Annotated in this window: 21 protein-coding genes; 10 read left to right on the top strand and 11 right to left on the bottom strand. The window is 69.0% G+C overall.

The window, feature by feature from the left end; all coding sequences use genetic code 11:
- Nucleotides 1-158: 158 nt before the first annotated feature.
- The 4 genes from BIZ42_RS08595 to BIZ42_RS08580 all read left to right on the top strand — a co-directional run bounded on the left by BIZ42_RS08595 (nucleotide 159) and on the right by BIZ42_RS08580 (nucleotide 2,769).
- Nucleotides 159-407, top strand: a complete 249-nt coding sequence (locus tag BIZ42_RS08595) for a hypothetical protein (protein WP_019185442.1) — start codon at nucleotides 159-161, stop codon at nucleotides 405-407.
- Between the two features lie 123 nt (nucleotides 408-530).
- Nucleotides 531-1,448, top strand: coding sequence for a bestrophin family protein (locus tag BIZ42_RS08590; RefSeq protein WP_070426175.1), 918 nt, complete (start codon nucleotides 531-533; stop codon nucleotides 1,446-1,448).
- A 27-nt stretch (nucleotides 1,449-1,475) separates the two neighbouring features.
- Nucleotides 1,476-2,465 (top strand): porphobilinogen synthase, encoded by a 990-nt coding sequence (hemB, locus tag BIZ42_RS08585; RefSeq protein WP_070426174.1) that lies wholly within the window; start codon nucleotides 1,476-1,478, stop codon nucleotides 2,463-2,465.
- Between the two features lie 34 nt (nucleotides 2,466-2,499).
- Nucleotides 2,500-2,769, top strand: a complete 270-nt coding sequence (locus BIZ42_RS08580) for an SHOCT domain-containing protein (protein WP_235318897.1) — start codon at nucleotides 2,500-2,502, stop codon at nucleotides 2,767-2,769.
- A 66-nt stretch (nucleotides 2,770-2,835) separates the two neighbouring features.
- Here the strand turns inward: BIZ42_RS08580 and BIZ42_RS08575 are convergent, their stop codons facing one another.
- Nucleotides 2,836-3,711 carry a PD40 domain-containing protein gene (locus BIZ42_RS08575; RefSeq protein WP_070427486.1) on the bottom strand — a complete coding sequence of 292 codons (876 nt, stop codon included), beginning with the start codon at nucleotides 3,709-3,711 and terminating at the stop codon, nucleotides 2,836-2,838.
- Nucleotides 3,712-3,764: 53 nt separating this feature from the next.
- Between BIZ42_RS08575 and aroE the strand changes: the two genes are divergently transcribed.
- The 3 genes from aroE (at nucleotide 3,765) to dinG (ending at nucleotide 7,227) form a co-directional block, all read left to right on the top strand.
- On the top strand, nucleotides 3,765-4,610 hold the full coding sequence (gene aroE, locus BIZ42_RS08570; protein WP_019185437.1) for a shikimate dehydrogenase: 846 nt from the start codon (nucleotides 3,765-3,767) through the stop codon (nucleotides 4,608-4,610).
- A gap of 10 nt (nucleotides 4,611-4,620) precedes the next feature.
- Nucleotides 4,621-4,983: a hypothetical protein gene (locus tag BIZ42_RS08565; RefSeq protein WP_070426173.1), complete on the top strand. Its 363-nt coding sequence runs from the start codon at nucleotides 4,621-4,623 to the stop codon at nucleotides 4,981-4,983.
- Between the two features lie 141 nt (nucleotides 4,984-5,124).
- Nucleotides 5,125-7,227 (top strand): ATP-dependent DNA helicase DinG, encoded by a 2,103-nt coding sequence (gene dinG / locus BIZ42_RS08560; RefSeq protein WP_070426172.1) that lies wholly within the window; start codon nucleotides 5,125-5,127, stop codon nucleotides 7,225-7,227.
- A gap of 23 nt (nucleotides 7,228-7,250) precedes the next feature.
- Here the strand turns inward: dinG and BIZ42_RS08555 are convergent, their stop codons facing one another.
- Both BIZ42_RS08555 and ilvD read right to left on the bottom strand, forming a co-directional pair.
- Complete coding sequence (locus tag BIZ42_RS08555; RefSeq protein ID WP_019185434.1) at nucleotides 7,251-7,880, bottom strand: hypothetical protein; 630 nt, start codon at nucleotides 7,878-7,880, stop codon at nucleotides 7,251-7,253.
- Nucleotides 7,881-7,964: 84 nt separating this feature from the next.
- Nucleotides 7,965-9,803: a dihydroxy-acid dehydratase gene (gene ilvD / locus BIZ42_RS08550; protein ID WP_019185433.1), complete on the bottom strand. Its 1,839-nt coding sequence runs from the start codon at nucleotides 9,801-9,803 to the stop codon at nucleotides 7,965-7,967.
- Between the two features lie 203 nt (nucleotides 9,804-10,006).
- Between ilvD and BIZ42_RS08545 the strand changes: the two genes are divergently transcribed.
- From BIZ42_RS08545 to BIZ42_RS19990, 3 genes are all read left to right on the top strand, one after another.
- Nucleotides 10,007-10,570, top strand: a complete 564-nt coding sequence (locus BIZ42_RS08545; protein ID WP_070426171.1) for a DUF1190 domain-containing protein — start codon at nucleotides 10,007-10,009, stop codon at nucleotides 10,568-10,570.
- A 3-nt stretch (nucleotides 10,571-10,573) separates the two neighbouring features.
- A complete protein-coding gene (locus BIZ42_RS08540; RefSeq protein ID WP_019185431.1) occupies nucleotides 10,574-11,752 on the top strand; it encodes a glutathionylspermidine synthase family protein in 1,179 nt (392 codons plus the stop codon).
- A gap of 326 nt (nucleotides 11,753-12,078) precedes the next feature.
- The gene (locus BIZ42_RS19990) at nucleotides 12,079-12,414 is read left to right on the top strand and encodes a hypothetical protein (RefSeq protein ID WP_319624342.1); all 336 of its coding nucleotides are present in this window, start codon (nucleotides 12,079-12,081) and stop codon (nucleotides 12,412-12,414) included.
- A gap of 28 nt (nucleotides 12,415-12,442) precedes the next feature.
- Here BIZ42_RS19990 and BIZ42_RS08530 read toward each other — a convergent pair whose 3' ends face one another.
- The 8 genes from BIZ42_RS08530 to mnmG form a co-directional block, all read right to left on the bottom strand.
- Nucleotides 12,443-13,741, bottom strand: a complete 1,299-nt coding sequence (locus BIZ42_RS08530) for a DUF58 domain-containing protein (protein ID WP_070426170.1) — start codon at nucleotides 13,739-13,741, stop codon at nucleotides 12,443-12,445.
- A gap of 31 nt (nucleotides 13,742-13,772) precedes the next feature.
- The gene (locus BIZ42_RS08525; RefSeq protein WP_026070135.1) at nucleotides 13,773-14,780 is read right to left on the bottom strand and encodes a MoxR family ATPase; all 1,008 of its coding nucleotides are present in this window, start codon (nucleotides 14,778-14,780) and stop codon (nucleotides 13,773-13,775) included.
- Nucleotides 14,777-15,955, bottom strand: coding sequence for a DUF4350 domain-containing protein (locus BIZ42_RS08520; RefSeq protein WP_070427485.1), 1,179 nt, complete (start codon nucleotides 15,953-15,955; stop codon nucleotides 14,777-14,779). Before BIZ42_RS08520 ends, BIZ42_RS08525 begins: the two co-directional genes overlap by 4 nt.
- On the bottom strand, nucleotides 15,952-17,637 hold the full coding sequence (locus BIZ42_RS08515) for a DUF4129 domain-containing protein (protein WP_070426169.1): 1,686 nt from the start codon (nucleotides 17,635-17,637) through the stop codon (nucleotides 15,952-15,954). Before BIZ42_RS08515 ends, BIZ42_RS08520 begins: the two co-directional genes overlap by 4 nt.
- Nucleotides 17,627-18,619, bottom strand: coding sequence for a stage II sporulation protein M (locus BIZ42_RS08510; protein WP_070426168.1), 993 nt, complete (start codon nucleotides 18,617-18,619; stop codon nucleotides 17,627-17,629). Before BIZ42_RS08510 ends, BIZ42_RS08515 begins: the two co-directional genes overlap by 11 nt.
- Entirely contained in the window at nucleotides 18,616-19,305 is a 690-nt protein-coding gene (locus BIZ42_RS08505; RefSeq protein ID WP_070426167.1) for an RDD family protein, read from the bottom strand. The genes BIZ42_RS08510 and BIZ42_RS08505 overlap by 4 nt, the downstream gene beginning before the upstream one ends.
- 153 nt (nucleotides 19,306-19,458) lie before the next feature.
- Nucleotides 19,459-19,989: a gamma carbonic anhydrase family protein gene (locus BIZ42_RS08500; protein ID WP_070426166.1), complete on the bottom strand. Its 531-nt coding sequence runs from the start codon at nucleotides 19,987-19,989 to the stop codon at nucleotides 19,459-19,461.
- Nucleotides 19,990-20,295: 306 nt separating this feature from the next.
- On the bottom strand, nucleotides 20,296-22,185 hold the full coding sequence (mnmG, locus tag BIZ42_RS08495) for a tRNA uridine-5-carboxymethylaminomethyl(34) synthesis enzyme MnmG (protein ID WP_070426165.1): 1,890 nt from the start codon (nucleotides 22,183-22,185) through the stop codon (nucleotides 20,296-20,298).
- Nucleotides 22,186-22,266: the final 81 nt, after the last annotated feature.

Genomic DNA, 22,266 nt, shown 5'->3' with positions numbered 1-22,266 from the left:
CTGGGATGATCGGCGCTGGCGACTGAATCGGTGCCAACCCCTGCCAGTGCACCCTAGCACCGCCGCGGTGAGGCCCCCGCCAACGGCGTCTCGCTGCCGCTTGCGCCTGCGCCCGGAACCGCTATGGTGGGCCACGCATTCACCTCAAGGAGCCGGGCATGGGATTGATCAGTCTGTTGTGGGGCATCGTGGCGCTGCTCTGGATGATTGTGGCCCTGATCCCGCTGCTGGGCTGGGGCAACTGGTTCCTGATCCCGTTCGCCGCCGTGGGCGCGGTCATCGCCGCCATCGGCATCCTGTTCACCCACGCCAGCAAGCGCGGCCGGGCCTGGACCGGGCTGGTGCTCAACGGCATCGTGGTGGTGGTCGGCATCGTCCGGCTCGGGCTGGGCGGCGGCATCATCTGAGCCATGCGGGTGCGACCGACCGTCGCAGCTCACGGCCGCCCGGCACCATCGGCGTAGAATGACCGGCTGCCGCATCCGGCTCCGCCGGCGGTCCACGCCCGTCCGGGCGCTCTCCCTGCACCGATGATCATTCGTCCTCGTCCCCGCGGTTGGCAACTGCTCTACATCCTGCGCGGCTCCATCGTTCCGGCGGTGGCCCCGAAAGTCGTGGCGATCCTGCTGCTGTCCATTGCCGTCGCCGCCCTGGCCGAGCTTTGGCACCCGCCGGGCATCGAGCGCGTCTCGGTAGCGCCGTTCACGCTGCTGGGCCTGGTGCTGTCGATCTTCCTCAGCTTCCGCAACAACGCCTGTTTCGAGCGTTGGTGGGAAGGCCGCAAGCTGTGGGGCCAGCTGATCTATGAATCGCGCAGCCTGGCGCGGCTTTGCCAGGCCGTGCTGGTCGACGATGCGGCGCTGCGTGACCGCGTGTGCCGGCTGTGCATCGGCTTCGCGCATGCCCTGGCCGCACGCCTGCGCGGCCGCGACGTGGCGTTGGCGGCGCTGCCGTGGGTGGCCGAGGCCGACCGCGTGCGTTTCGGCCAGCGCCGCAATGTGCCGGATCAACTGCTGGCGATGATCGCCTCCGATCTGGCCCAGGCGCTGCGCGCCGGTCAGCTCGATCCCTACCTGTACACCCAGTTCGAAACACGCCTGCATGCGCTCTCCAGCATCCAGGCCGGTTGCGAGCGCATCCTGACCACGCCGCTGCCGTTCGCCTACACGCTGCTGCTGCACCGCTGCGCGTGGCTGTTCTGCGTGCTGCTGCCGTTCGGCCTGGCCACTTCGCTGGGCTGGGCCACGCCGGTGGTGTCGGCCGTGTTGGCGTATGCATTCTTCGGCCTGGACCAGCTTGGTGAAGAAATGGAGGAGCCGTTCGGGCTGGAATCCAACGACCTGCCGCTGGATGCGATGGTGCGCACCATCGAAATCGATCTGCTCGACAGCCTGGGCGTCCAGCCGCTGCCCGAGCCCCTGCAACCGCGGCAGTACCTGCTGCAGTAATTCCTGCCTTCCGTTCCGGAGCACCTCATGGCACACCCCGACTATCGCCCCCGCCGCATGCGTCACGACGAGTTCTCGCGCCGCCTCATGCGCGAAAACACCCTGACCACCGACGACCTGATCTATCCGGTGTTCGTGCACGAGCTGGCCGGCCGCGCGCCGATCGCCTCGATGCCGGGCGTGGAACGGCTCTCGATCGACGAGCTGCTCAAAGTGGCCGAAGAGGCGCTGGAACTGGGCATCCCGGTGATCGACCTGTTCCCGGTGATCGATCCGGCCGGCAAGAGTCTGGACGCGGCGGCGGCATGGGACGGGAACGGGCTGGCGCAGCGCGCCGTGCGTGCACTCAAGTCGCGCTTCCCCGAGCTGGGCGTGATGACCGATGTCGCGCTGGATCCGTACACCACGCACGGCCAGGACGGCATCATCGATGAGGCCGGCTACGTGCTCAACGACATCACGGTCGAGGCGCTGGTCAAGCAGTCGCTCTCGCATGCCGAAGCGGGCGTGGACATCATTTCGCCGTCGGACATGATGGACGGCCGCATCGGCGCGATCCGCCGCGCGCTGGATGCCGCCGGCCACGTCAACGTGCGCATCATGGCCTACTCGGCCAAGTACGCCTCGGCGTTCTACGGTCCGTTCCGCGATGCGGTGGGCAGCTCGGCCGGCCTCGGCAAGGCGGACAAGAAGACCTACCAGATGGACCCGGCCAACGGCGATGAAGCCATGCGCGAGATCGCGCTGGACCTGGAAGAAGGTGCGGACATGGTCATGGTCAAGCCGGGCATGCCCTACCTGGACCTGGTGCGCCGGGTGAAGCAGCAGTTCGGCGTGCCGACCTTCGCGTATCAGGTCAGTGGCGAGTACGCGATGATGAAGGCGGCCTTCGCCAATGGCTGGCTGGATGAACGAGCCTGTGTGATGGAATCGCTGATCGGCTTCAAGCGTGCCGGCGCCGATGGCGTGCTGACCTATTTCGCCCCGCAGGTGGCGCGTTGGCTGCGCGAGCGCTGACAATACGCGCCCACCCCGATACAGGACGACGATGATGCAGACGATGGGATGGCTACAGTGGGTGACCTGGACGGCCGGCGTGCTGGCCTTCGCAGCGGTCATCGGGCTGGTGATCCGTGGCGTGCGCCGCGCCGCGCGGCAGGCGCCGGAGCAGCCCTCCGCCGCTGCCCGCATCGCCCGTGAGGCGCAGCTGTCGCCGGCATTGCAGGCGCAGCTGGCGGCCTTGAACCAGCGCAAGGACCACGGCGAGATCAGCGAAGCGCAGTACGAGCAGTTGCGCGCGGAGCTGCTGCAGGGCCATTGACGCTGGGCGGCGCCGCCTCCACGGGTAGAGCCACGCCACGCGTGGCTGCCTTGCGGCCCCGCAGCGTCAACCGCAGCCCATACCCCGCGGCGCTGACGGCGCCTTGATCCGGTACAGATCCAGCCCGCCGGCACGCGGTGCGCGTGCCATGCCAGCCAGCACCATCTCCGTGGGCTTGGACGCGTCCACCACCGGCGCGCCGGTCTGGCCGTCGGCGGTGTTGAACGACAACGTCAATGGCACCGCCGCCTGGCGGTGATCGCAGCTCGCCAGCAACACCTGCGAGCGCCCGTCGCTCGCCCGGGTGAACGCCAGTGCACCCTCGTTATCCAGCCAGGCCGCCCCGAGTTCGTCGGCGGCCGTGTTGAGCGGGGCGGGCAGGGCCTGCGCGGTGCCGAATCCCTCGCCCTGCACGGGCGCCAGGTACAGATCGAAGCCGCCCTGGGTGTGTTTGCCGTTGCGCGAGAACAGCAGCATGCGGCCGTCCGGGCGCAGCGCGGGGGCCCGTTCGTCCGCGCGCGTGTTGAGCGCCCCCGGCAGGGTCTGCGCGGGCCCGACGCTGCCATCGGCGGCCACCGGGGCGCGGTACAGGTCGAATCCACCCTGGCCGCCGCTGCGGTTGGAGGCGAAGTACAGCCAGCGCCCATCGTGGCTGAAGTAGGGGTCGCGCTCGTCGCGGGCGCTGTTGAGCGCGAGCGGGGCAGGGTCCTGCCAGCGGCCGTCGCGCAGCACCGCCTGCCAGAGGTCCCAGCCGCCCTGGCCACCGGCGCGGTCGCTGGCCCACACGATGCGCTGGCCGTCCGGCGCGATCGTGGCCTGGGCTTCGTTGGCCTTGGTCGAGACCACGCCCATGCCCTCGATGCCGAATTCGGAAAGCGCCATCGCGGCGGGCGTGCAGAGTAAACTGGCGCTCAGCGCGAGCAGAGACAATGGAATGCGCATCATCGCGTCCGTTGGGGTTTGCGTTCCATTCTAGGCCCGGAGCAGGACAACCCATGACCGACCGTTACGCCGTATTCGGCCAGCCCATCGCGCATTCGCAGTCGCCGCACATCCACGCCACGTTCGGCCGGCAGGAAGGCCTGGCGCTGGACTACCGTGCGATCGAAGCGTCGCCGGCCGAGTTCCTGGCAGCGCTGGAGGCCTTCGCCGCCGAGGGCGGCGTGGGCGCCAACATCACCGCGCCGCACAAGGAAGCCGCCTTCGCACTGTGCACCACGCTGACCTCGCGCGCGCGCCGCGCCGGTGCGGTCAACACGCTGCTGCGCAAGGGCGACCGCTGGCATGGCGACACCACCGATGGCATCGGCCTGGTCCGTGACCTTACCGACCGCCACGGCCTGGACCTGCGTGGCCGCCGCACCCTGCTGATCGGCGCCGGCGGCTCGGCCCGCAGCGTGGCCCCGGCGCTGCTGGATGCCGGCATCCTGGAGCTGGTGGTGGTCAACCGCACTCCGGAGCGCGCCGACGCGCTGATCGATGCGATGGGCGAGCCGGGCCGCGCGATCACCCGCTACTGGGAAGACATCCGCGAGCTGGGCGATTTCGAGTTGATCGTCAACGCCACCTCGGCCGGCCGCGACCGCACCGCGGAATTCAAGCTGCCGCTCTCGCTCGTCAACAGCATGACCACCGCCGTGGACCTCAACTACGGCGAGGCCGCGATCGCCTTCACCGCGTGGGCGCGCTCGGCCGGATGCCGCAACATCGTCGATGGCCTGGGCATGCTGGTCGAACAGGCCGCCGAGAGCTTCCTGCAGTGGCACGCGGTGCGCCCGCAGACCGATGCGGTCTACACCGAGCTGCGGAACCGGCTGGCGCCGCTGGCCGGCGAGGACTGAGCCGGTGGACATGGACCTGCTGGTCTCGATGCTGACCATGGTGGGCGTGCGCCTGCCGGTGATGATCGCGCTGGCGGTCGCGGTGGTCTGGGTGGTGGACACCCCGCGCGGGGCGATCCGCAGCGTTGCCCTGGGCGCGCTGGGCCTGCTGGCGCTGACCACGCTGGCCGGCCTGGTGCTCAACCTGGTGCCGATGTGGATGGTGCAGCAGGGCAACTACGAAAACCTGCAGCTGATGTCCAAGCTGCTGGGCGCTTGCCACTTCGCGCTCAACCTGTTCGAGGCGCTTGCCCTGGTCCTGCTGGTCTGGGCGATGACCCGTGCGCTGCGCAGCCGCGTCGTTCCGCCCGCTGCGCCGCTGCCGCCGCGCTGAGCGGATGCAGCAGGCTGTCGCGGTCCACAGTGTTGGCGTGGGTCGCGTCACGGAGATGAACCGGCGCGGAAAATGGCGCCGGTCACGACCGCCGGGTCGTGAGAAAATGGGGACCGTGATCCAGTCAGGCAGTCCCCCGGCGTGACCGAAAAAGTTGAAGCCCCCCGCGCCCTGAACGACGAACTCAAGGCCGGCATCCGCGACGCCTACGCCAAGCTGCAGGCCAATACGCCCGGCTTCAGTACCCGGCGCTCGCAGAGCCAGATGATCGGCGTGGTGTCGCGTGCGCTCTCGCACAGCGGCGGCGTGGGCGTGGTTGAAGCCCCGACCGGCGTCGGCAAGTCGCTGGGCTACCTGACCGCCGGCGTGCCGATCGCGCTGGCGACCAAAAAGAAGCTGGTGATCAGCACCGGCACCGTGGCGCTGCAGTCGCAGCTGGTCGAGCGCGACATCCCCAATTTCCTCAAGGCCACCGGTATCGAAGCGACGGTGGCGCTGGCCAAGGGCCGCACCCGCTACCTGTGCACCCGCAATGCCGCCGAAGCGCATGGCGATGGCGCGCAGGAAGGCATGTTCGAAGACGAGCAGCCGCTGTTCGATCGCCCGTTGGCGCCGATCGAGATGGACCTGGCGCAGTCGCTGAGCAAGGCCTTCCTCGAAGGCCGCTGGAACGGCGATCTGGACAACGCGCCGGAAACGATCAGCAACACCCTGCGCTCGCGCATCACCACGCCGGCCTCCGGTTGTGCCGGGCGCAAGTGCGCGTACTCGGCGCAGTGCGCGGTGCTGCGCTCGCGCAACACCGTGCGCGAGGCGCAGATCGTGGTGACCAATCACGCGCTGCTGTTGTCGGCGCTGTCGATCGGTGAGAGCGACAACGGCCAGCCGCTGATCGCCCCACCGTCGGACATGCTGCTGGTGCTCGACGAAGGCCACCATATCGGCAATGTCGCCATCGACCAGGGTGCGGCCAGCCTCGCGCTGGACGAGATGGCCAAGCGCACCGGCCGCCTGCAGATCCTGATCGCCGCCGCCTACCGCGCGGTGGACAAGGACAAGCTGGGCAACCTGCTGCCCAACGAGGCGATCGAGGTCGCCGCCAAGGTCAGCAAGCAGCTCAAGGCCTTCCGCGATGTGATCGACCGCAGCTGGCGGCCGGACCCGTCCGCACAGGAGCCGATGTGGCGCGCCCCGAATGGCCGCCTGCCGGAGATCTGGATGCCGGACATCGAGGCCATCGCCGACGACACCCGCGCACTGTTCAACTGGGCGCATGCCGCGTTGACGCAGGTCGCCAAGGGCAAGCCCGAGGATGCCGCGCGCGAACGCCTGCAGCGCAACCTCGGCATGGCGCTGGAGATGATCGAGCAGCAGCACAACCTGTGGACCGGCTGGCGCCGCGAAGACAAGGACGGCCAGCCACCGACCGCGCGCTGGATCACCCTCTCGCGCGATGGCGACCTGGTCCTGCACGGCTCGCCGGTGTCGGCCGCCAACGTGCTGCGCAAGCTGCTCTGGGATGAAGTGGATTCGGTGGTGATGACCTCGGCCACGCTGACCGGCGGCGGCGACTTCCAGGCCTTGGCCATCGACAACGGCATTCCGGCCGAGGCCGAGATGGTCTCGCTCGCCTCCCCGTTCGACCTGCCCAACCAGGCCCAGCTGATCGTGCCGGCGTTCCCGGTCACCCCGGATGACAAGGAAGGTCACCCCAAGGAAATCGCCAAGTACCTGGTCAAGGAGCTGGACTGGGGCAAGGGCAGCATTGTGCTGTTCACCTCGCGCTGGAAGATGGAAAAGGTGGCCGAGCTGATGCCGGCCGCGCAGCGCAAACAGGTGCTGGTGCAGGGCGAGACCGCCAAGCAGAAGATGATCGACGAGCACCTGCGGCGTACCTCGGCCGGTGAGGGTTCGGTGTTGTTCGGGCTGAATTCCTTCGGCGAAGGCCTGGATCTGCCCGGCGAAGCCTGCACCACCGTGGTGATCACCCAGGTGCCGTTCGCGGTCCCGACCGACCCGCAGACCTCCACGCTGAGCGAGTGGTTCGAAAGCCGCGGCCTGAACGCCTTCAACCTGATCGCGATCCCGCACGCCCTGCGCACGCTGACCCAGTTCTCCGGCCGGTTGATCCGCACCTCCACCGATACCGGTCGCGTGATCATCCTCGACTCGCGGCTGCTGACCCGCCGCTACGGCAAACGCATCATCGATTCACTGCCGCCGTTCAAGCGGGTGATCGGGTAACACGGGCAGCTCCTGCGACCCGATCAGCGTGTGCGGCCCTCGGGCGTGGTCGTAGTGTCGGGGTGGCGGCAGGACTGAGCGGAATACGCCTGCCGGTAGCTCTGGCCGAAGCACCGGACGAACGCATCGACCACATCGAGGTTGGGCGGCCAGGCGACCTGCACCACCTCGCCGTTCGGCATCGCGAAGCTGAAAAATCCATCCTTGACGTTCACCTCCGGCGGCGCTGGCAGGGCTGCCAGCGCCGTGCGGGCAGCGGCTAGGGCCGGCCGGTCCTTCTCGATGAAGGCGATGCTGGCATCCACGTAGGGATTCCAACCGCCAGCGTCGGGCGCGGGCTTGTAGGTCTGCCGCATCAATGCGACCGCCTGTGCGTCCTGCCCGGCCTGTGCACGCATCTGCGCTTCATGCCAGATCATCGTGGTATTGCCGGCGGCCTTGGGCTGCGCACGATAGGCCGCGATGAGATCGGCGGCCGCCAGCTGGCACTCCGCCTTCTCCGCCATGGGGCGCCAGCCGCCCCCCAGATCCTGATCGAACTGCTCCGGCGTCAACGCCAGCATCGCAGTGAGATCCACCGCGCATTCGTCGGCAACGGCGGGACAGGCGGCGGCCGACAGGGCCAGAGCCAGCAGAGAGCGCGAGCCGTGCATCGTCACATCCTTGTGCAGAGGTCTGGAGCGAGTGTTGGCCTACGGCACATTGCCGGTCAAGCCGGGCGGCGCCTCCAGGCGCTCTCAGTCCTCCAGCTTCGCCAGATCCCGCACCGCGCCCTTGTCGGCACTCGTCGCCAGCAACGCATAGGCTTTCAACGCGCCGGTGACCTTGCGCGGGCGCGCCTCGCGCGGTTTCCAGCCCAGTGCATCCTGTTCGGCACGGCGTGCCGCCAGCGTGGCGTCATCCAGCAGCAGATCGATGCGCCGCGCCGGGATGTCGATGCGGATGCGGTCGCCGTTGCGCACCAGGCCGATGGTGCCGCCCGAGGCGGCTTCCGGCGAGGCATGGCCGATCGACAGCCCGGAGGTGCCGCCGGAGAAACGACCGTCGGTGAGCAGGGCGCATTGCTTGCCCAGCCCCTTGGATTTCAGATAGCTGGTCGGGTACAGCATCTCCTGCATGCCCGGGCCGCCGCGCGGGCCTTCGTAGCGGATCACGACCACGTCACCGGCGACGACGTCATCGGCGAGGATGCCCTGCACGGCGGCGTCCTGGCTCTCGAACACCCGCGCGTTGCCTTCGAACACATGGATGGATTCATCCACGCCAGCGGTCTTCACCACGCAGCCATCCACGGCCAGGTTGCCACGCAGCACGGCCAGTCCACCTTCTGCGGAGTACGCATGGGCGACATCGCGGATGCAGCCTTCGGCGCGGTCCACGTCCAGCGTCGGCCAGCGCGTGGCCTGGCTGAACGCGATCTGGGTCGGGATGCCTGCCGGCCCGGCGCGGAAGAAATCGTGCACTTTCTCATCGGTGCTCACCGCGACATCCCAACGTGCGATCGCCTCGGCCAGGGTGCGGCTGTGCACGGTCGGCACGTCGGTGTGCAGCAGGCCGCCACGCGCAAGCTCACCGAGGATGCCGAACACGCCGCCGGCGCGATGCACGTCCTCCATGTGGTACTTCGGCGTGTTCGGAGCGACCTTGCACAGCTGCGGCACACGGCGCGAGAGCGCGTCGATGGCATGCAGGTCGAAGTCCACTTCCGCCTCCTGCGCCGCCGCCAGCAGGTGCAGGATGGTGTTGGTCGAGCCGCCCATCGCGATATCCAGCGTCATCGCGTTCTCGAACGCCTGGCGGGTGGCGATGCCGCGGGGCAGCGCACCGATCTCTTCGCCGCCATACCAGCGGTGGCACAGTTCCACGATCAGGCGGCCGGCACGGCGGAACAGCTGCTCGCGGTCGGCGTGCGTGGCCAGGGTGGAGCCGTTGCCCGGCAGCGACAGGCCCAGTGCCTCGGTCAGGCAGTTCATCGAGTTGGCGGTGAACATGCCCGAGCACGAGCCGCAGGTGGGGCAGGCGCTGCGCTCGTATTCGGCGACCTTCTCATCGCTGGCGCTTTCATCGGCGGCGATCACCATGGCATCGACCAGGTCCAGCTTGTGCTCGGACAGGCGCGTCTTGCCCGCTTCCATCGGCCCGCCGGAGACGAACACCACCGGGATGTTCAGGCGCAGCGCGGCCATCAGCATGCCGGGGGTGATCTTGTCGCAGTTGGAGATGCACACCAGCGCATCGGCGCAGTGTGCGTTGGCCATGTACTCCACCGAGTCGGCGATGATCTCGCGGCTGGGCAGCGAATACAGCATGCCGTCATGGCCCATGGCGATGCCGTCATCCACCGCGATGGTGTTGAATTCCTTCGCCACGCCGCCGACCTGCTCGATCTCGCGCGCCACGAGCTGGCCGAGGTCCTTGAGGTGCACGTGGCCGGGCACGAACTGGGTGAACGAGTTGGCGACGGCGATGATCGGCTTGTGGAAGTCGCCATCGGTCATCCCGGTGGCGCGCCACAGGGCGCGTGCGCCAGCCATGTTGCGGCCGGCGGTGGAGGTGCGGGAGCGGTATTCAGGCATGGTGGCTGGCAGGATCTGGCGGGCCGTGGGGGCGCGTTTCGCCTCGATTCTGCCGAAAAATTCCGGTTGCGTTTGCAACCACCTTCGCTGCTGCCGCGCGATCGAATCCTGAAACGCTGTTCATGTTTTCGACTTTGCCGGTTTTGGTTGTTCGCGCCGATCAGGCATGATTGGGGAGATAACCGCATTAGGGGCATGACGCCATGAAACGTTCCAGGACCACTGCGCTGCTGCTGATGAGCGCTGCGCCGCTGCTGTTCACCGCCTGCCAGAAGAACGAGGCCGTGCAGGTGCAGGAAGGGCTCTATACCTCGGTGCAGGCCTGTACCGAAGCCACCGGCGATCCGTCCAGCTGCCGCAATGCCTTTGCCGAAGCGCAGAAGCAGTCGGCCGATGCCGCCCCCAAGTACGCCACGCGCGAAGCCTGTGAGGCCGAGTACAACGCCGAGCAGTGCGTGGAACAGAAGACCTCCACCGGCCACTCGTTCATCGGCCCGATGATGATGGGCTTCTTCATGTCGCAGATGCTCAGCAACCGGGGCGGCGCGGGCCTGGCCCAGCAGCCGGCGGCGGCGCCGGCCTACCAGGACAAGGCCAAGGGCTGGGCCCGTCCGGGCCCGTCCACCGGTGGGATGAACACCGCCAGCGGCATCGGCGCCGGCAAGGCCGGCCTGGCCCCGGTGACCGCCACCCCGAACCGGGCGGTCACTGCCAGCCGCGGTGGCTTCGGCAACTCCAGCAGCAACCGCAGCAGCGTCGGCGGCTGATCGATGCAGCGCGTGCGTATCGCCGAGCGCAGCCAGTGGCGCGCCCGGGCCGAAGAGTCGGGGTTCCGTTTCCACACCATCGATGGCCTGCCGTACTGGGATGAAACCGCGTATTACGCCTTCACCCTGCGTCAGATCGAGCAGGACATCGAAGATCCCAGCGCCGAGCTGCATGCCATGGCGATGGACCTGGTGGACGAGGTGGTGGGCAGCCAGCAGCTGATGGACCAGCTGGCGATCCCGCCGCAGTTCCGCGACTGGATCGCCGACAGCTGGCGCCGCCGCGAGCCGCACCTGTACGGGCGGCTGGATTTCGCCTACGACGGCAGCGGCCCGGCCAAGCTGTACGAGCTCAATTACGACACGCCCACCTCGCTGTTCGAAGCCTCGTTCTTCCAGTGGCAATGGCTGGAGGACCAGCGCAACCAGAACCGGTTGCCGCCGCACGCCGACCAGTTCAACGCGATCCATGAAGCCCTGGTCGAACGGTTCGGTGAACTGGCCGCGCAGCTGCCGCCGCCGCTGTATTTCAGCGCGGTGGGTGCGTCGGAAGAAGACCAGGGCACGGTCGCCTATCTGCGCGACTGTGCTGCCCAGGCCGGCCTGCGCGGCGAAGCGATCGCGATCGAAGATATCGGCCTGTCCGAAGACGGGCGCTTCACCGCGCTCGACGACACCGTGATCGGCAGCCTGTTCAAGCTGTACCCGCTGGAAGACCTGATGACCGAGTCGTTCGGCCAGGCGTTGCCTGCCTCGGGCGTGCAGCTGCTGGAACCGGCCTGGAAGGCGATCCTCAGCAACAAGGGCGTGCTGCCGCTGCTGTGGCAGCGCCACCGGGGCCACCCGAACCTGCTCGCCGCCGAGTTCGACGACGGCAGCGAGCTGCCCCGCGGCTGGGTGCGCAAGCCGCTGTTCTCGCGCGAGGGCGCCAACGTGGCCATGCACCTGGCCGATGGCAGCTGGCAGGAAAGCGAAGGCCCGTATACCGGCCCGGCAATCCGCCAGGCCGCGCATCCGCTCACCGCGTTCGATGGCGGGTATCCGCTGATCGGCAGCTGGGTGGTGGGCGACCAGGCCTGTGGCATGGGCATCCGCGAAGACAACAGCCGGATCACCCGCGACAGCGCCCGCTTCGTTCCGCACGCGATCATCGACGAAGCGCCGACGCGTATCTACGTCTGATGGCCATGACGTACCGTCGCGATCTGCGCGGCCGCCCGTTGGCCGGCCGGCATCTGGATGATGGGCATGGTCTGTGGCGGTACGCGGATCGGGTGGCGGTACGCTGCCACCGCTGCCAATCGCCTGGATGGGTGATCAAACAGGAGAAAGCCGCCAGCTTTCGGTGCCTGAACTGCAGCGTTGCGCTGGACGGTGGCTGCGGTTGCAGCCGCTGCGGGCCTGGCGACTGGGTGGGGCCGGTGCGTTACAGCGGCCGGCGTCCCTGTGGCTACTGTGGTCATCAGTGGGTCAGTGCCGCAGCGACACGCAAAGTGGCCTCGCCGCCCATGAAATCCCTTGCGGCGAACTGCGCCCAATGTGGACGCAGCAGCGATGTCGCCGTCAGCGTAGTGCAGGTCCGCGGCACCGAAGCAGTCGACCCGCATTTCGGCATGTCGCTGCTGTTGGTTGAGAAAACGGCCGCCGGCGTGCTGTGGGCCTACAACACGGCTCACCTCCAGGCACTGCACGACTACGCTACTGCGTCGCTGCGCGAGAGCACCGGTATCGCCAATGGGTCAATGTTCTCGCGCCTGCCGCAGTGGATGAAACTGGCACGCAACCGCGTGCTGCTGCAGAAGGCCACCGCTCGTCTGATCGCCAAGGCCAACGCCATCCGCTAGGTACCGACCGTTGGTCGATACGCGTGGGTTACAGCAAGCCATCCCGCTTGACCGCCAGGTAACGCTCCACCAGCGCGCCGGGCAGAGCCTCGGCGGTGACATCGAGCACCATCACCCTATGGCTGCGCAGCGCATCATGCGCATCGCTGCGCTGCTGCAGGTAACGGGCGATCGCGCCGGCCTGGGTGGCGTCGTGCAGGGTCTCCACCGGCTGGGCCAGCGCATCATCCAGCTCGCGCTCGCGCAGGCTGGCCACGCATACCAGATGCTGGCGCTGCAGCAGGCGTACCGCCGCGAGCAGGTCCTCGATGTCCTCATCGCGCACGTTGGTGACCAGCATCACCAGCGACCGCCGGCGCTGGCGCAGCGAGAGCTCGGTGGCGGCGGCGAGATAGTCGGTGGCGACCGGCTGCGCCTGCAGGTCGTAGCTGGCGCGCAGCAGGGTATCGATCGTGCCCATGCCGCGCTTCGGCGCGACCCAACGGCTCTCGCCCCCGGCCGCGAACAGGCCCACACCGTCGCCCTGGCGCAGCGCCAGGTAGGACACCACCAGCGCCGCATTCAACACATGGTCGAAGTGCGACAGGCCGCCTTCGCTGGCCATCATGCGCCGGCCGGTGTCGATCATCAGCACCAGCTGCTGGTTCTTCTCGTCCTGGTACTCGCGCGACACCAGCTTGCGCGCACGCGCGGTGGCCTTCCAGTCGATCTGGCGCAGGCTGTCGCCGACGCGGTACTCGCGCATCTGGTGGAAGTCGGTGCCTTCGCCGCGGCGGCGCTTGAGGTGCGCACCGACCAGGCGCGAGGCCTGTTCGGCACTGAACAGCGCGAAGCGGGTGAGCGGCGCGAAGTTGGGGTACACGCGCACCGTCATCGCCGGCGGCAGCTGCCGCCGCTGGTGCCACAGCCGCCAGGCGCTGTGCACGCGCAGATGCACGCCCTCGAACACAAAGCGGCCACGTGTGGTCGGGGTCAACCGGTACGCCACGCTGCTGGTCACCATCGGCTTGAGGGCCAGCCTGCGCGGCAGCCCCTGCAGGCTCCACCCACCGGGAACCAGATCAAACACCTCCACACGCTGGTGGCGGCTCGACTCCAGACGCAGCGTGGCCTCACGCTCGACGTTCAACGCCAGCGACTCGGGCAGTTCGCGATGCACGCTGGGCGAGGGCTGGGCACGCAGGCGCAGCAGGTCCACCAGCGCAATCAGCGCCACGCCGCCGCCGATCGCCCACCAGACTGCGTGCGGCCAGGCACCGAGTACCACCGGCACGCCGAGCAGGCCCCAGCCGGCCAGCAGCGCCAGCAGCAGTAGGCCCGGCCTCATGCCGGTCGCTCGCGATGGAGGACGCGCCCCCTCATTTGCGCGGTGCGTCCACCTTGGCCAGCAGCGCGGTCAAGGCATCGTCGGCGCTTTGTCCTTCGATCTGCAGTTCCGGTGCCAAGGCGATGCGGTGGCGCAGCGCCGGTCTGGCGATGTCGCGCACGTCATCGGGGGTGACGAAATCACGGCCGGACAGCACCGCCTGCGCACGCGCCGCACGCACCAGCGCGATGCTGCCGCGCGGGCCGGCACCGAGCGCGATGCCCGGCCACTGCCGCGTGGCGGCGACGATCCGGACCGCGTAGTCGATCACTTCCGGATCGACCGTGATCGCCGCGGTGGCCTGCTGCAGCGCGACCACCTCGGCCCCGCTCAGCACGCGCGGCACCTGCGAGAGATCGAAGTCGGCCGCGCTGCGGCCGGTGGTGATCGCATCGACCATGCGTTTCTCGTCTTCCAGCGCCGGGTAGTCGATCAGCACCTTGAGCAGGAAGCGGTCCAGCTGCGCTTCCGGCAGCGGGTAGGTGCCTTCCTGCTCGACCGGGTTCTGGGTGGCGAGGGTCAAGAACGGCGGGGTCAGCGCGAACGCCTTGCCTTCGATGGTGACCTGGCCTTCCTGCATCACTTCCAGCAGGGCCGACTGGGTCTTGGCCGGCGCACGGTTGATTTCATCGGCGAGCAGCAGGTTGGTGAACACCGGGCCGCGGCGGATCTTGAAGCTCTCCGTCTTCGGGTCGTACACCGCGTGGCCGCTGACATCGCTGGGCATCAGGTCCGGGGTGAACTGCACGCGGCCGTAGTCCAGCTCCAGGGCCTGGGCGAGGGCGCGCACCAGCAGGGTCTTGCCCAGCCCGGGGACGCCTTCGATCAGCACATGGCCGCCGGCCAGCAGCGCGATCAGGATCTGGTCGAGTACCTCGGGCTGGCCGATGAAGGCACGGCCCACGGCCTCGCGCACGGCATCGACGCGCTCGGACAACGGCGACGGTGAAGGCGTCACGGCAGGAGGGGACAGCGGCGGCGGAAGCGTCGGCTCGGTCATAGCAGGTTTCTCATCTGGATCAGCAGGCGGATGCGGTCGCGCAGGCCGGCGACGTCGTGGGAAGCGGGTGGGGTCAACGCGGTCTGCACGCGCTCGTGCGACCACTGCAGCAAGGTGGCGACGGCCTGCACCCGGGCCTCGCCGGTCAGCGCGGCCGCACTCGGCGAACGCCGCCGCAGGCGGGCCAGGAACGCGCGCCGGACCGCGTCGTACAGCAGCGGCGCCTTGCCGAAGCGCAGCAGGTGTTCGCCGCTGGCGCGGATGTGTTCGAGCAGGGAACGGCGTTCGGCCGGCGGCGAAGGCAGTTCGCTGCCCAGGCGCTGCGCGCGCTGCCAGAGCCAGCCGAGCAGGGCCAGCAGCAACGGCGCCCACACCGGCCAGCCGTGGTAGAACACGCGGTTCCACAACGACGGCGGGCGGGAGGCGTAGACCAGCCACATCGTGCCCTTGCCGTAGTTGGGTGCGAGCACGTAGCGGGTCAGGTCGCGATGGGCCTTGTCGTGCAGGCCGTCGATGGCGGGGTTGGCAGCGTTCTGCGCAACGGTCGGATTGGGCCGGCCCTTGCCGTCCATGAAGGCCATGTCCGCCAGCACATCGATGCGGCCCTGGCCGTGGCGCAGGCGGGCGAACACCAGATCGCCCGTGTCGCCCCACTGGCGCTCGACCGCCATGCCCCTGGGCGGTTGGACCGCGAAGCGGCGCCCGTTGCAGAACTCGACGTGCTGCGGATCATCGCGCACGTGGAACGGCTGGCAGTAGTTTCCGTAGTCCTCGCTGTCCACGCCGAGCGCGTCCAGCAGCGGACCATTGCGCGCGGCCTCCTTGCCCACCGGTGGCGTGCGCGCGATCAGATGGCCGCCACGCGCCACCCAGGCCATCAGCGCCGTGGCGGCAGGCGCGGGCACTTCCGCGCTGTCCTGCAGCAGCACCAGCGTGTCGCCCGGCTGCAACGGCATCCGGGCCAGGTCCAGGCGCGGCTGCGACTGCACGGTAAGCCCGTCCGCGCGCAGTGCCTGACCGAGCACATACAACGGGTTGTAGCTGGCTTCACCCTGCGGCGGCAGGTGCTCGAGCTGGGTCACCCGCTCGTGCGTGCGCAGGAACAGGATCGCCAGCGGCACCCCGATCACCAGCAGCACGAGGCCGACCAGCAGCCAGCGCAGACGGGTGCTCATGCGCGCCACCCGAACTGGCGCTGCAGGGTGGTGGCCAGCGCTTCGAAATCATCATCGGCCGGCAGCCGGCCGGCATACGCAGCGTACTGCCAGACCCGCACGATGCGTTCGAACAGGCGGCGATCGGCCTCGACCGGCATCCGTCGCGAGGCTCGCAGGCACTGCGCTTCGGTGGCGCCCGGCGGCAGGCTGATCTGCGCGCGCTCGCTCATGGACTCCACGCTGGCGCGATACAGCAGCGCCAGCGCCTGCCGTGGGCGGCCCTCCTGCCACAGTGCACGCGCACGCGCGGCGGGATCGGGTGGCGCCACGTCCGGTACCCGGATCGGCTCTTCCACGACCGCCACAGCCTTGGCCCGGCGGCGCTGGCCGGATCCACGCAGCCATGGCAGCCAGCGCGGCGCGGTGATCAGCAGCAGCACCACCAGGACGCCGACCACGGCCCACAGCGCCCACTCGGCGATCTGGGCCGGCAGCAATGGGCCCTTGTTGCCACGTTGCCGGGATCCGTTGGCGGCGGCCTCGCGTTTTGCCTTCTCGGCCTCGGCCGCCTCGCTATCCGTGCGCTTCCACTCAGTGACCTCGCGGGTCGGGCTCTGCAGCGGGTCTTCATACGCGCGCTGCACCGCCTGACGGAAGCCGGCGGTGTCCACCGCCTCGTTGCCGAAGACGCCGACCGCAGTGTTGTCCGGGTCATTGTCGAACGTCCGGGTAGGAGCGTCCGGCGCCTCGTCTTCGGCGTCTTCATCCTCAGGCGCATCGGACCCCGCGTCGGCCGCGGGCGCCAGACCGTCCTCCAGCGCCGGCGCGGCAGCCGGTGCAGCCACCGCCCCCTTGCTGTTGGACGACGGCGGTGTCTGCTGGGCGTGCAGCGCCGCGCCCGGCCAGATCAGCACCAGGGCCAGCACCAGCAGCGGCGCGGCCTGCTGCAGCCGGGCGTGCAGGCGGCGGAAGGCGATCTCCAGATCCCACGCTTCCATCTGCGTGCGCCGGTCCAGGTACAGACCGAAGCCGGCGCCGACGTAGAACGGACCGATCAACGTCGCAGCGGCCCAGAACAGCAGGTTCACGCCCAGCTGCATCCACGCCGGCATGTCCTGCTTGGCCAGCTCCCACGCCGCGCGCCAGGACTCGGACAACAGGTCCACCGGGATGAACAGGAACACCGCCGCGATGCCGCCGACCACCAGCACGATCTCGAAGACCATGCACACCAGCGTCAGCAGCAGCGCATGGCCGACCGCGCCGCCGGCGATCGCACGCCGACGCTGGCGGCGATGCGCAGCGTCCGTGCCCTCGAGCAGATTCACCGGCAGCAGCACCGGGCGCAGCGGGCTCAGGCGCCGCCAGCCGAGGTAGCCCCAGAAGCCCTGCCAGCCCCACGTGCGCTGCGCGCGCAGTGTCTGCGTGGTCGTCGAGGCATCGCCGAACACCCCACGCGAGATCACGTACAACGCGATGCGTTCGAACAACGGCTTGAGCCACCACATCGCCAACCAGGCCCAGCCGAAGCTGTCCGTCCACCAGGCCAGCGCGTTGAGCAGCACGAACACCGGCAGCGACACGCTCACCCACGGCGCCCAGATCGCCGCCGCGTGCCGTCGCACCAGGGCCATCCCCAGCTCCATGGCCTCCCAGCCCGAGCGCGCGCGCAGCACGATGTTGAGCCGATCAATCTGCATCGGCCGCTCCGCGCCCGCCGCGCCACAACCACACGAACACCGCGGTCCACAGCACCGCGGCCACGCTGTATTTGCCCCACGCCGGGATCGCGGCGATCGAGGACCAGAACGCTTCGATGAAGGCGGCCACCAGCAGCATCGCGGCAACGCCCACGCACAGCTTGGCCCCGATCACACCGCCCTCGACCAGCGCATCGATGCGCCGCCGGCGACCGGGCGCAAGCAGTTTCATGCCCAGCTGCAGCCCAGCGCCGCCGGCGATCACGATCGCGGTCAGCTCGAATGCACCATGGCCGGCCACGAAGCGCCAGAACGGATCGCCGTGGCCGATATGCTGCAGATGCCCGGCCACCGACCCGATGCCGACGCCGTTGAACAGCATCACGAACACGGTACCGACGCCGGCGATCAGCCCGAAGGCGAACGTGCGCAGGCCGATGCTGATGTTGTTCATGATGTAGTAGCCGAACATCGTCCAGTTGGTGCCGCTGTCGCGGCCCAGGTTCGGCGAGGCCGGATCGTACATGCGCTCGAACTCGGCGATGCGCGCGTTGTCCAGCAGCAGGTGGATCAGCTCGGGGCGCCACAGGATCAGCGCGAAACTGCCCACCAGCGGCACCACGAACAACGCCGCAGCGACCCACATGCTGCGGGCCTGGCTGCGCACAAGCTGCGGGAAATCGGCGAACAGGAAGGCGAGCGCGCGCTGCCACTGCGGGCGCGGGGTGCGGTACAGCAGGGTATGGCCCTGCTGCATCAGCTGCTGCAGCCGCGCCACCAGCTGCGGGCTGTAACCGCGCCGGCGCGCCAGCGCGAGCTGCTGGCACAGGCGGCGGTAACGCTGCGGGAAGTCGCCATCGTCCAGCCCCTCGTGTGCTGGCTGCCGGCGCGCCTGCCGCGGGTGCTCACCGCGCTGGGCCAGCCAGTGCTCCAGCGCCTGCCATTCGGCCTGGTAGCGGGCGACGAACTGTTCCTGCCTCATCGCCGCCCCAACAGCCAGTTGGCCATCGCATACAGGCGCAGCACGCCCACCTGGCCGTGGCTTCCGGTAAGCGGCGAGGCGATATCGGCCAGTTCCTGCTGGCGTGGTGCCGACAGCCGCGGCGCACGCTCGGCGAAAGCGACCACGGCGGCCTGTTCGGCCGGCTGCAGCGGTTGCGGTGGTACCAGCACACTGCCGACCGGCACCGTGCCGCCCAGCGGCGCGGCGCCCTGATGGATCACCACGGTGCCGGCGACCAGATCGCCGAGGCGGCGGCCATGCGCATCGAACAGGCTCGACAGCAGCCCCAGCGCATAGCCGAACGGCAGCATGTCCACGGTGCGCAGCAGGTTGCGGGTGATCGCGCTCATCCAGCCGATCGGCCCACCATCGCGCGCGACCACGCGCAGGCCCATCGCGCGCTTGCCCAGGGTGCGGCCCCAGCACGCCTCCTGGACGATCGTGTAGGCCCACATCAGCAGGAACATCAGGCCGAGGTAGAGACCTTGGCCGAACCCGCCAAGGAAGGCCAGCGGAATACTCAGCATCATCAGTGCGCCGACCCGGATCACGAAGTCGATCGCCCACGCCAGCGCACGCGGCAACGGACCAGCGACGGGCAGGTGCAGGGGCACGCCTTCGGGGGTGATGACCTCCCGGTAGGTATCCAGCATGGGCGCACTCATGGGCGGCGCGTCACGGTGGGCCGTAGGGAAGGCCACAGGGGATGCCGGATTCCTCTCCGGGCTGCCAGCGGGGGCATGCGGGTCTCGACTGCTTCCTGGTCGGCTGAGGACTTTACCGCGCACCGATCCCGATGCACAGCGGCGCGACCACCATCACCCCCGGTACTGGTCCTTCAGGCGCACGTAGTGATAGGCCGAGTAATGCAGCGATTCGATCTCTTTGTCGCTGAGCGTGCGCGCCAGCCGTGCGGGGTTGCCCAGCCACAGCTCGCCTTCGCCGACCACCTTGCCCGGGCCGAGTACTGCACCCGCGCTGAGGAAGCCGTGCGTGCTCACCGTCGCGCCATCGAGAATGCACGCGCCCATGCCGATCAGACAGTAATCGCCGATCGTGCAGGCATGGATGATGGTGCCGTGGCCGACCGTGACGCCCTCACCGATGATGGTGGGGTAGCCGCCCTTGTTGAACGGGCTGTGGTGGCTGACGTGGATGATGGTGCCGTCCTGGATGTTGCTGCGCGCACCGATCCGCACGTGGTTCACATCCCCGCGGATCACCGTGCCCGGCCAGACCGAAACGTCATCGCCCAGCACCACATCGCCGATGATGGTGCTGGCCGGATCGATGTAGACGCGTTCGCCGAGCACCGGCAGTTTGTCGAGGAAGGGGCGGATCGGGGACATGCATGAACTCCGGCAACGCAGGGACTGGGACGCCGCCTGCCGCGGTGTCCCGGCCCCCGATGATAACGCGGGTGCGCCCGCCAACCGCCGCTGGCGCGCAGACCATCGACTGCGCGACTGCGCGACTGCGCGACTGCACGACTGCACAACTGCACAACTGCGCGACCGCACGCCCTCGACGGTAGAGCCGACCGTTGGTCGGCTGCCCCGAATCCCCCGGCGGTGGCTGTGCAGCCGACCAACGGTCGGCTCTACCGGGTTGTCGTGCGGCCGACCAACGGTCGGCGCCACCGGTGGGGTGCGGCGTTACGCGGCGCGGATGCGGCGCGCGCGTTCCAGGTGGACCAGCAGCAGCGAGATTGCCGCCGGGGTCATGCCGGGGATGCGCTGGGCCTGGCCGATGGTCTGCGGCCGCACGCGCTCGAGCTTCTGCTGCACTTCGGCCGAGAGACCGCGCACGCTGGCGTAATCGAAATCGGCGGCGATGGCGGTGTTTTCATGACGCTGCTGGCGTTCGATCTCGTCGCGCTGGCGGTCGAGGTAGCCGGCGTACTTCACGCCGATCTCGACCTGTTCGGCCACCTTGGCGTCGGCCACGGCGGGGCCGAGCGATGGCACCTGCATCAGCTTGGCGTAGTCCAGTTCCGGGCGCTTGATCAGGTCCAGCACGTTGGTTTCGCGGCTGACCGCCACGCCCAGCGTGGCTTCCACCTCGCGGCCGAGCGCATTGCCCGGCGTGGCCCACAGGGCGCGCAGCCGCGCGGTCTCCTGCGCCACCGCGTCCTGCTTGGTCTGGAATGCGCTCCAGCGGCGGTCATCGACCAGCCCCAGTTCGCGGCCGAGGCCGGTCAGGCGCACGTCGGCATTGTCCTCGCGCAGCTGCAGGCGGTACTCGGCGCGGCTGGTGAACATGCGGTACGGCTCGTTGGTGCCGTGGGTGATCAGGTCGTCGACCAGCACGCCCAGATAAGCCTCGTCGCGGCGCGGGCACCAGCCGGCGTCGTCACGGGTGAAGCGGGCGGCGTTGAGGCCGGCCAGAAGGCCCTGCGCGGCGGCTTCTTCATAACCGGTGGTGCCGTTGATCTGGCCGGCGAAGAACAGGCCGCTGACGGTCTTGGTCTCCAGCGTGTTCTTCAGCCCGCGCGGGTCGAAGAAGTCGTATTCGATCGCATAGCCGGGGCGGGTGATGTGCGCGTTCTCGAAGCCACGCATGCTGCGCACCAGCTCCAGCTGCACATCGAATGGCAGCGAGGTGGAGATGCCGTTGGGATAGATCTCGACCACGTCCAGCCCTTCGGGCTCGACGAAGATCTGGTGGCTGGCTTTTTCGGCGAAGCGCACCACCTTGTCCTCGATGGAGGGGCAGTAGCGCGGGCCGATGCCTTCGATCTGGCCGCTGTACAGCGGCGAGCGGTGCAGCGCGTTGCGGATGATCTCGTGGGTGCGCTCGCTGGTGTGGGTGATCCAGCAGCTGACCTGCGCCGGATGCTCGTCCACGCTGCCCAGGAAGGACATCACCGGGCGCGGGTCGTCGCCGGGCTGTTCTTCCATCAGGCGGTAATCCAGTGATCGGCCGTCGATGCGCGGCGGCGTGCCGGTCTTCAGGCGGTCGATCACGAACGGGCGCTCGCGCAGGCGCGCGGCCAGGGTGGTCGCCGGCGGGTCGCCCATGCGGCCGGCCGCGTACTGGGTCTCACCGACGTGGATCTTGCCGGCCAGGAAGGTGCCGGCGGTCAGCACCACGGCGGTCGCGCTGAAGCGCAGGCCGGTCTGGGTGATCGCGCCACGCACGGCATCGCCCTCGATGACCAGGTCATCGACCGCCGCCTGGAACACGGTCAGGTTGGGCTGGGCCTCGACGATCCGGCGGATCGCCATGCGGTAGAGATTGCGGTCGGCCTGGCAGCGCGTGGCGCGCACGGCCGGGCCCTTGGAGGCGTTGAGCGTGCGCCACTGGATGCCGGCGCGGTCGGCGGCATGGGCCATCGCGCCGCCGAGGGCGTCGATCTCCTTGACCAGGTGGCCCTTGCCGATCCCGCCGATGGCCGGGTTGCAGCTCATCGCACCGATGGTTTCGACGTTGTGGGTCAGCAGCAGGGTGCGCGCACCGCTGCGTGCGGCCGCCAGCGCGGCTTCGGTGCCGGCGTGGCCGCCGCCGATGACGATCACGTCGTAGCGGTAGAAGGAGTCAGTCATGGCGGAGGAGCTCGGGACGGGGCCGGGCGGCCCGGATCAGCCCTGGAGGCAGGGCGCGGGTGGCGATTTTAGCGCCATTCG

Origin of the sequence: Stenotrophomonas sp. LM091 (assembly GCF_001806305.1) — a bacterium.
Taxonomy (GTDB): Bacteria; Pseudomonadota; Gammaproteobacteria; order Xanthomonadales; family Xanthomonadaceae; genus Stenotrophomonas; species Stenotrophomonas bentonitica_A.
This window is presented reverse-complemented; position numbering and strand designations above follow the sequence as displayed.

Excerpts from the sequence above, each read along its gene's own strand:
- BIZ42_RS08595 (WP_019185442.1), top strand. The coding sequence starts at position 159 with ATGGGATTGATCAGTCTGTTGTGGGGCATCGTGGCGCTGCTCTGGATG.
- BIZ42_RS08590 (WP_070426175.1), top strand. The coding sequence starts at position 531 with ATGATCATTCGTCCTCGTCCCCGCGGTTGGCAACTGCTCTACATCCTG.
- hemB (WP_070426174.1), top strand. The coding sequence starts at position 1,476 with ATGGCACACCCCGACTATCGCCCCCGCCGCATGCGTCACGACGAGTTC.
- BIZ42_RS08580 (WP_235318897.1), top strand. The coding sequence starts at position 2,500 with ATGCAGACGATGGGATGGCTACAGTGGGTGACCTGGACGGCCGGCGTG.
- BIZ42_RS08575 (WP_070427486.1), bottom strand. The coding sequence starts at position 3,711 with ATGCGCATTCCATTGTCTCTGCTCGCGCTGAGCGCCAGTTTACTCTGC.
- aroE (WP_019185437.1), top strand. The coding sequence starts at position 3,765 with ATGACCGACCGTTACGCCGTATTCGGCCAGCCCATCGCGCATTCGCAG.
- BIZ42_RS08565 (WP_070426173.1), top strand. The coding sequence starts at position 4,621 with ATGGACCTGCTGGTCTCGATGCTGACCATGGTGGGCGTGCGCCTGCCG.
- BIZ42_RS08555 (WP_019185434.1), bottom strand. The coding sequence starts at position 7,880 with ATGCACGGCTCGCGCTCTCTGCTGGCTCTGGCCCTGTCGGCCGCCGCC.
- ilvD (WP_019185433.1), bottom strand. The coding sequence starts at position 9,803 with ATGCCTGAATACCGCTCCCGCACCTCCACCGCCGGCCGCAACATGGCT.
- BIZ42_RS08545 (WP_070426171.1), top strand. The coding sequence starts at position 10,007 with ATGAAACGTTCCAGGACCACTGCGCTGCTGCTGATGAGCGCTGCGCCG.
- BIZ42_RS08540 (WP_019185431.1), top strand. The coding sequence starts at position 10,574 with ATGCAGCGCGTGCGTATCGCCGAGCGCAGCCAGTGGCGCGCCCGGGCC.
- BIZ42_RS19990 (WP_319624342.1), top strand. The coding sequence starts at position 12,079 with ATGAAATCCCTTGCGGCGAACTGCGCCCAATGTGGACGCAGCAGCGAT.
- BIZ42_RS08530 (WP_070426170.1), bottom strand. The coding sequence starts at position 13,741 with ATGAGGCCGGGCCTACTGCTGCTGGCGCTGCTGGCCGGCTGGGGCCTG.
- BIZ42_RS08525 (WP_026070135.1), bottom strand. The coding sequence starts at position 14,780 with ATGACCGAGCCGACGCTTCCGCCGCCGCTGTCCCCTCCTGCCGTGACG.
- BIZ42_RS08520 (WP_070427485.1), bottom strand. The coding sequence starts at position 15,955 with ATGAGCACCCGTCTGCGCTGGCTGCTGGTCGGCCTCGTGCTGCTGGTG.
- BIZ42_RS08515 (WP_070426169.1), bottom strand. The coding sequence starts at position 17,637 with ATGCAGATTGATCGGCTCAACATCGTGCTGCGCGCGCGCTCGGGCTGG.
- BIZ42_RS08510 (WP_070426168.1), bottom strand. The coding sequence starts at position 18,619 with ATGAGGCAGGAACAGTTCGTCGCCCGCTACCAGGCCGAATGGCAGGCG.
- BIZ42_RS08505 (WP_070426167.1), bottom strand. The coding sequence starts at position 19,305 with ATGAGTGCGCCCATGCTGGATACCTACCGGGAGGTCATCACCCCCGAA.
- BIZ42_RS08500 (WP_070426166.1), bottom strand. The coding sequence starts at position 19,989 with ATGTCCCCGATCCGCCCCTTCCTCGACAAACTGCCGGTGCTCGGCGAA.
- mnmG (WP_070426165.1), bottom strand. The coding sequence starts at position 22,185 with ATGACTGACTCCTTCTACCGCTACGACGTGATCGTCATCGGCGGCGGC.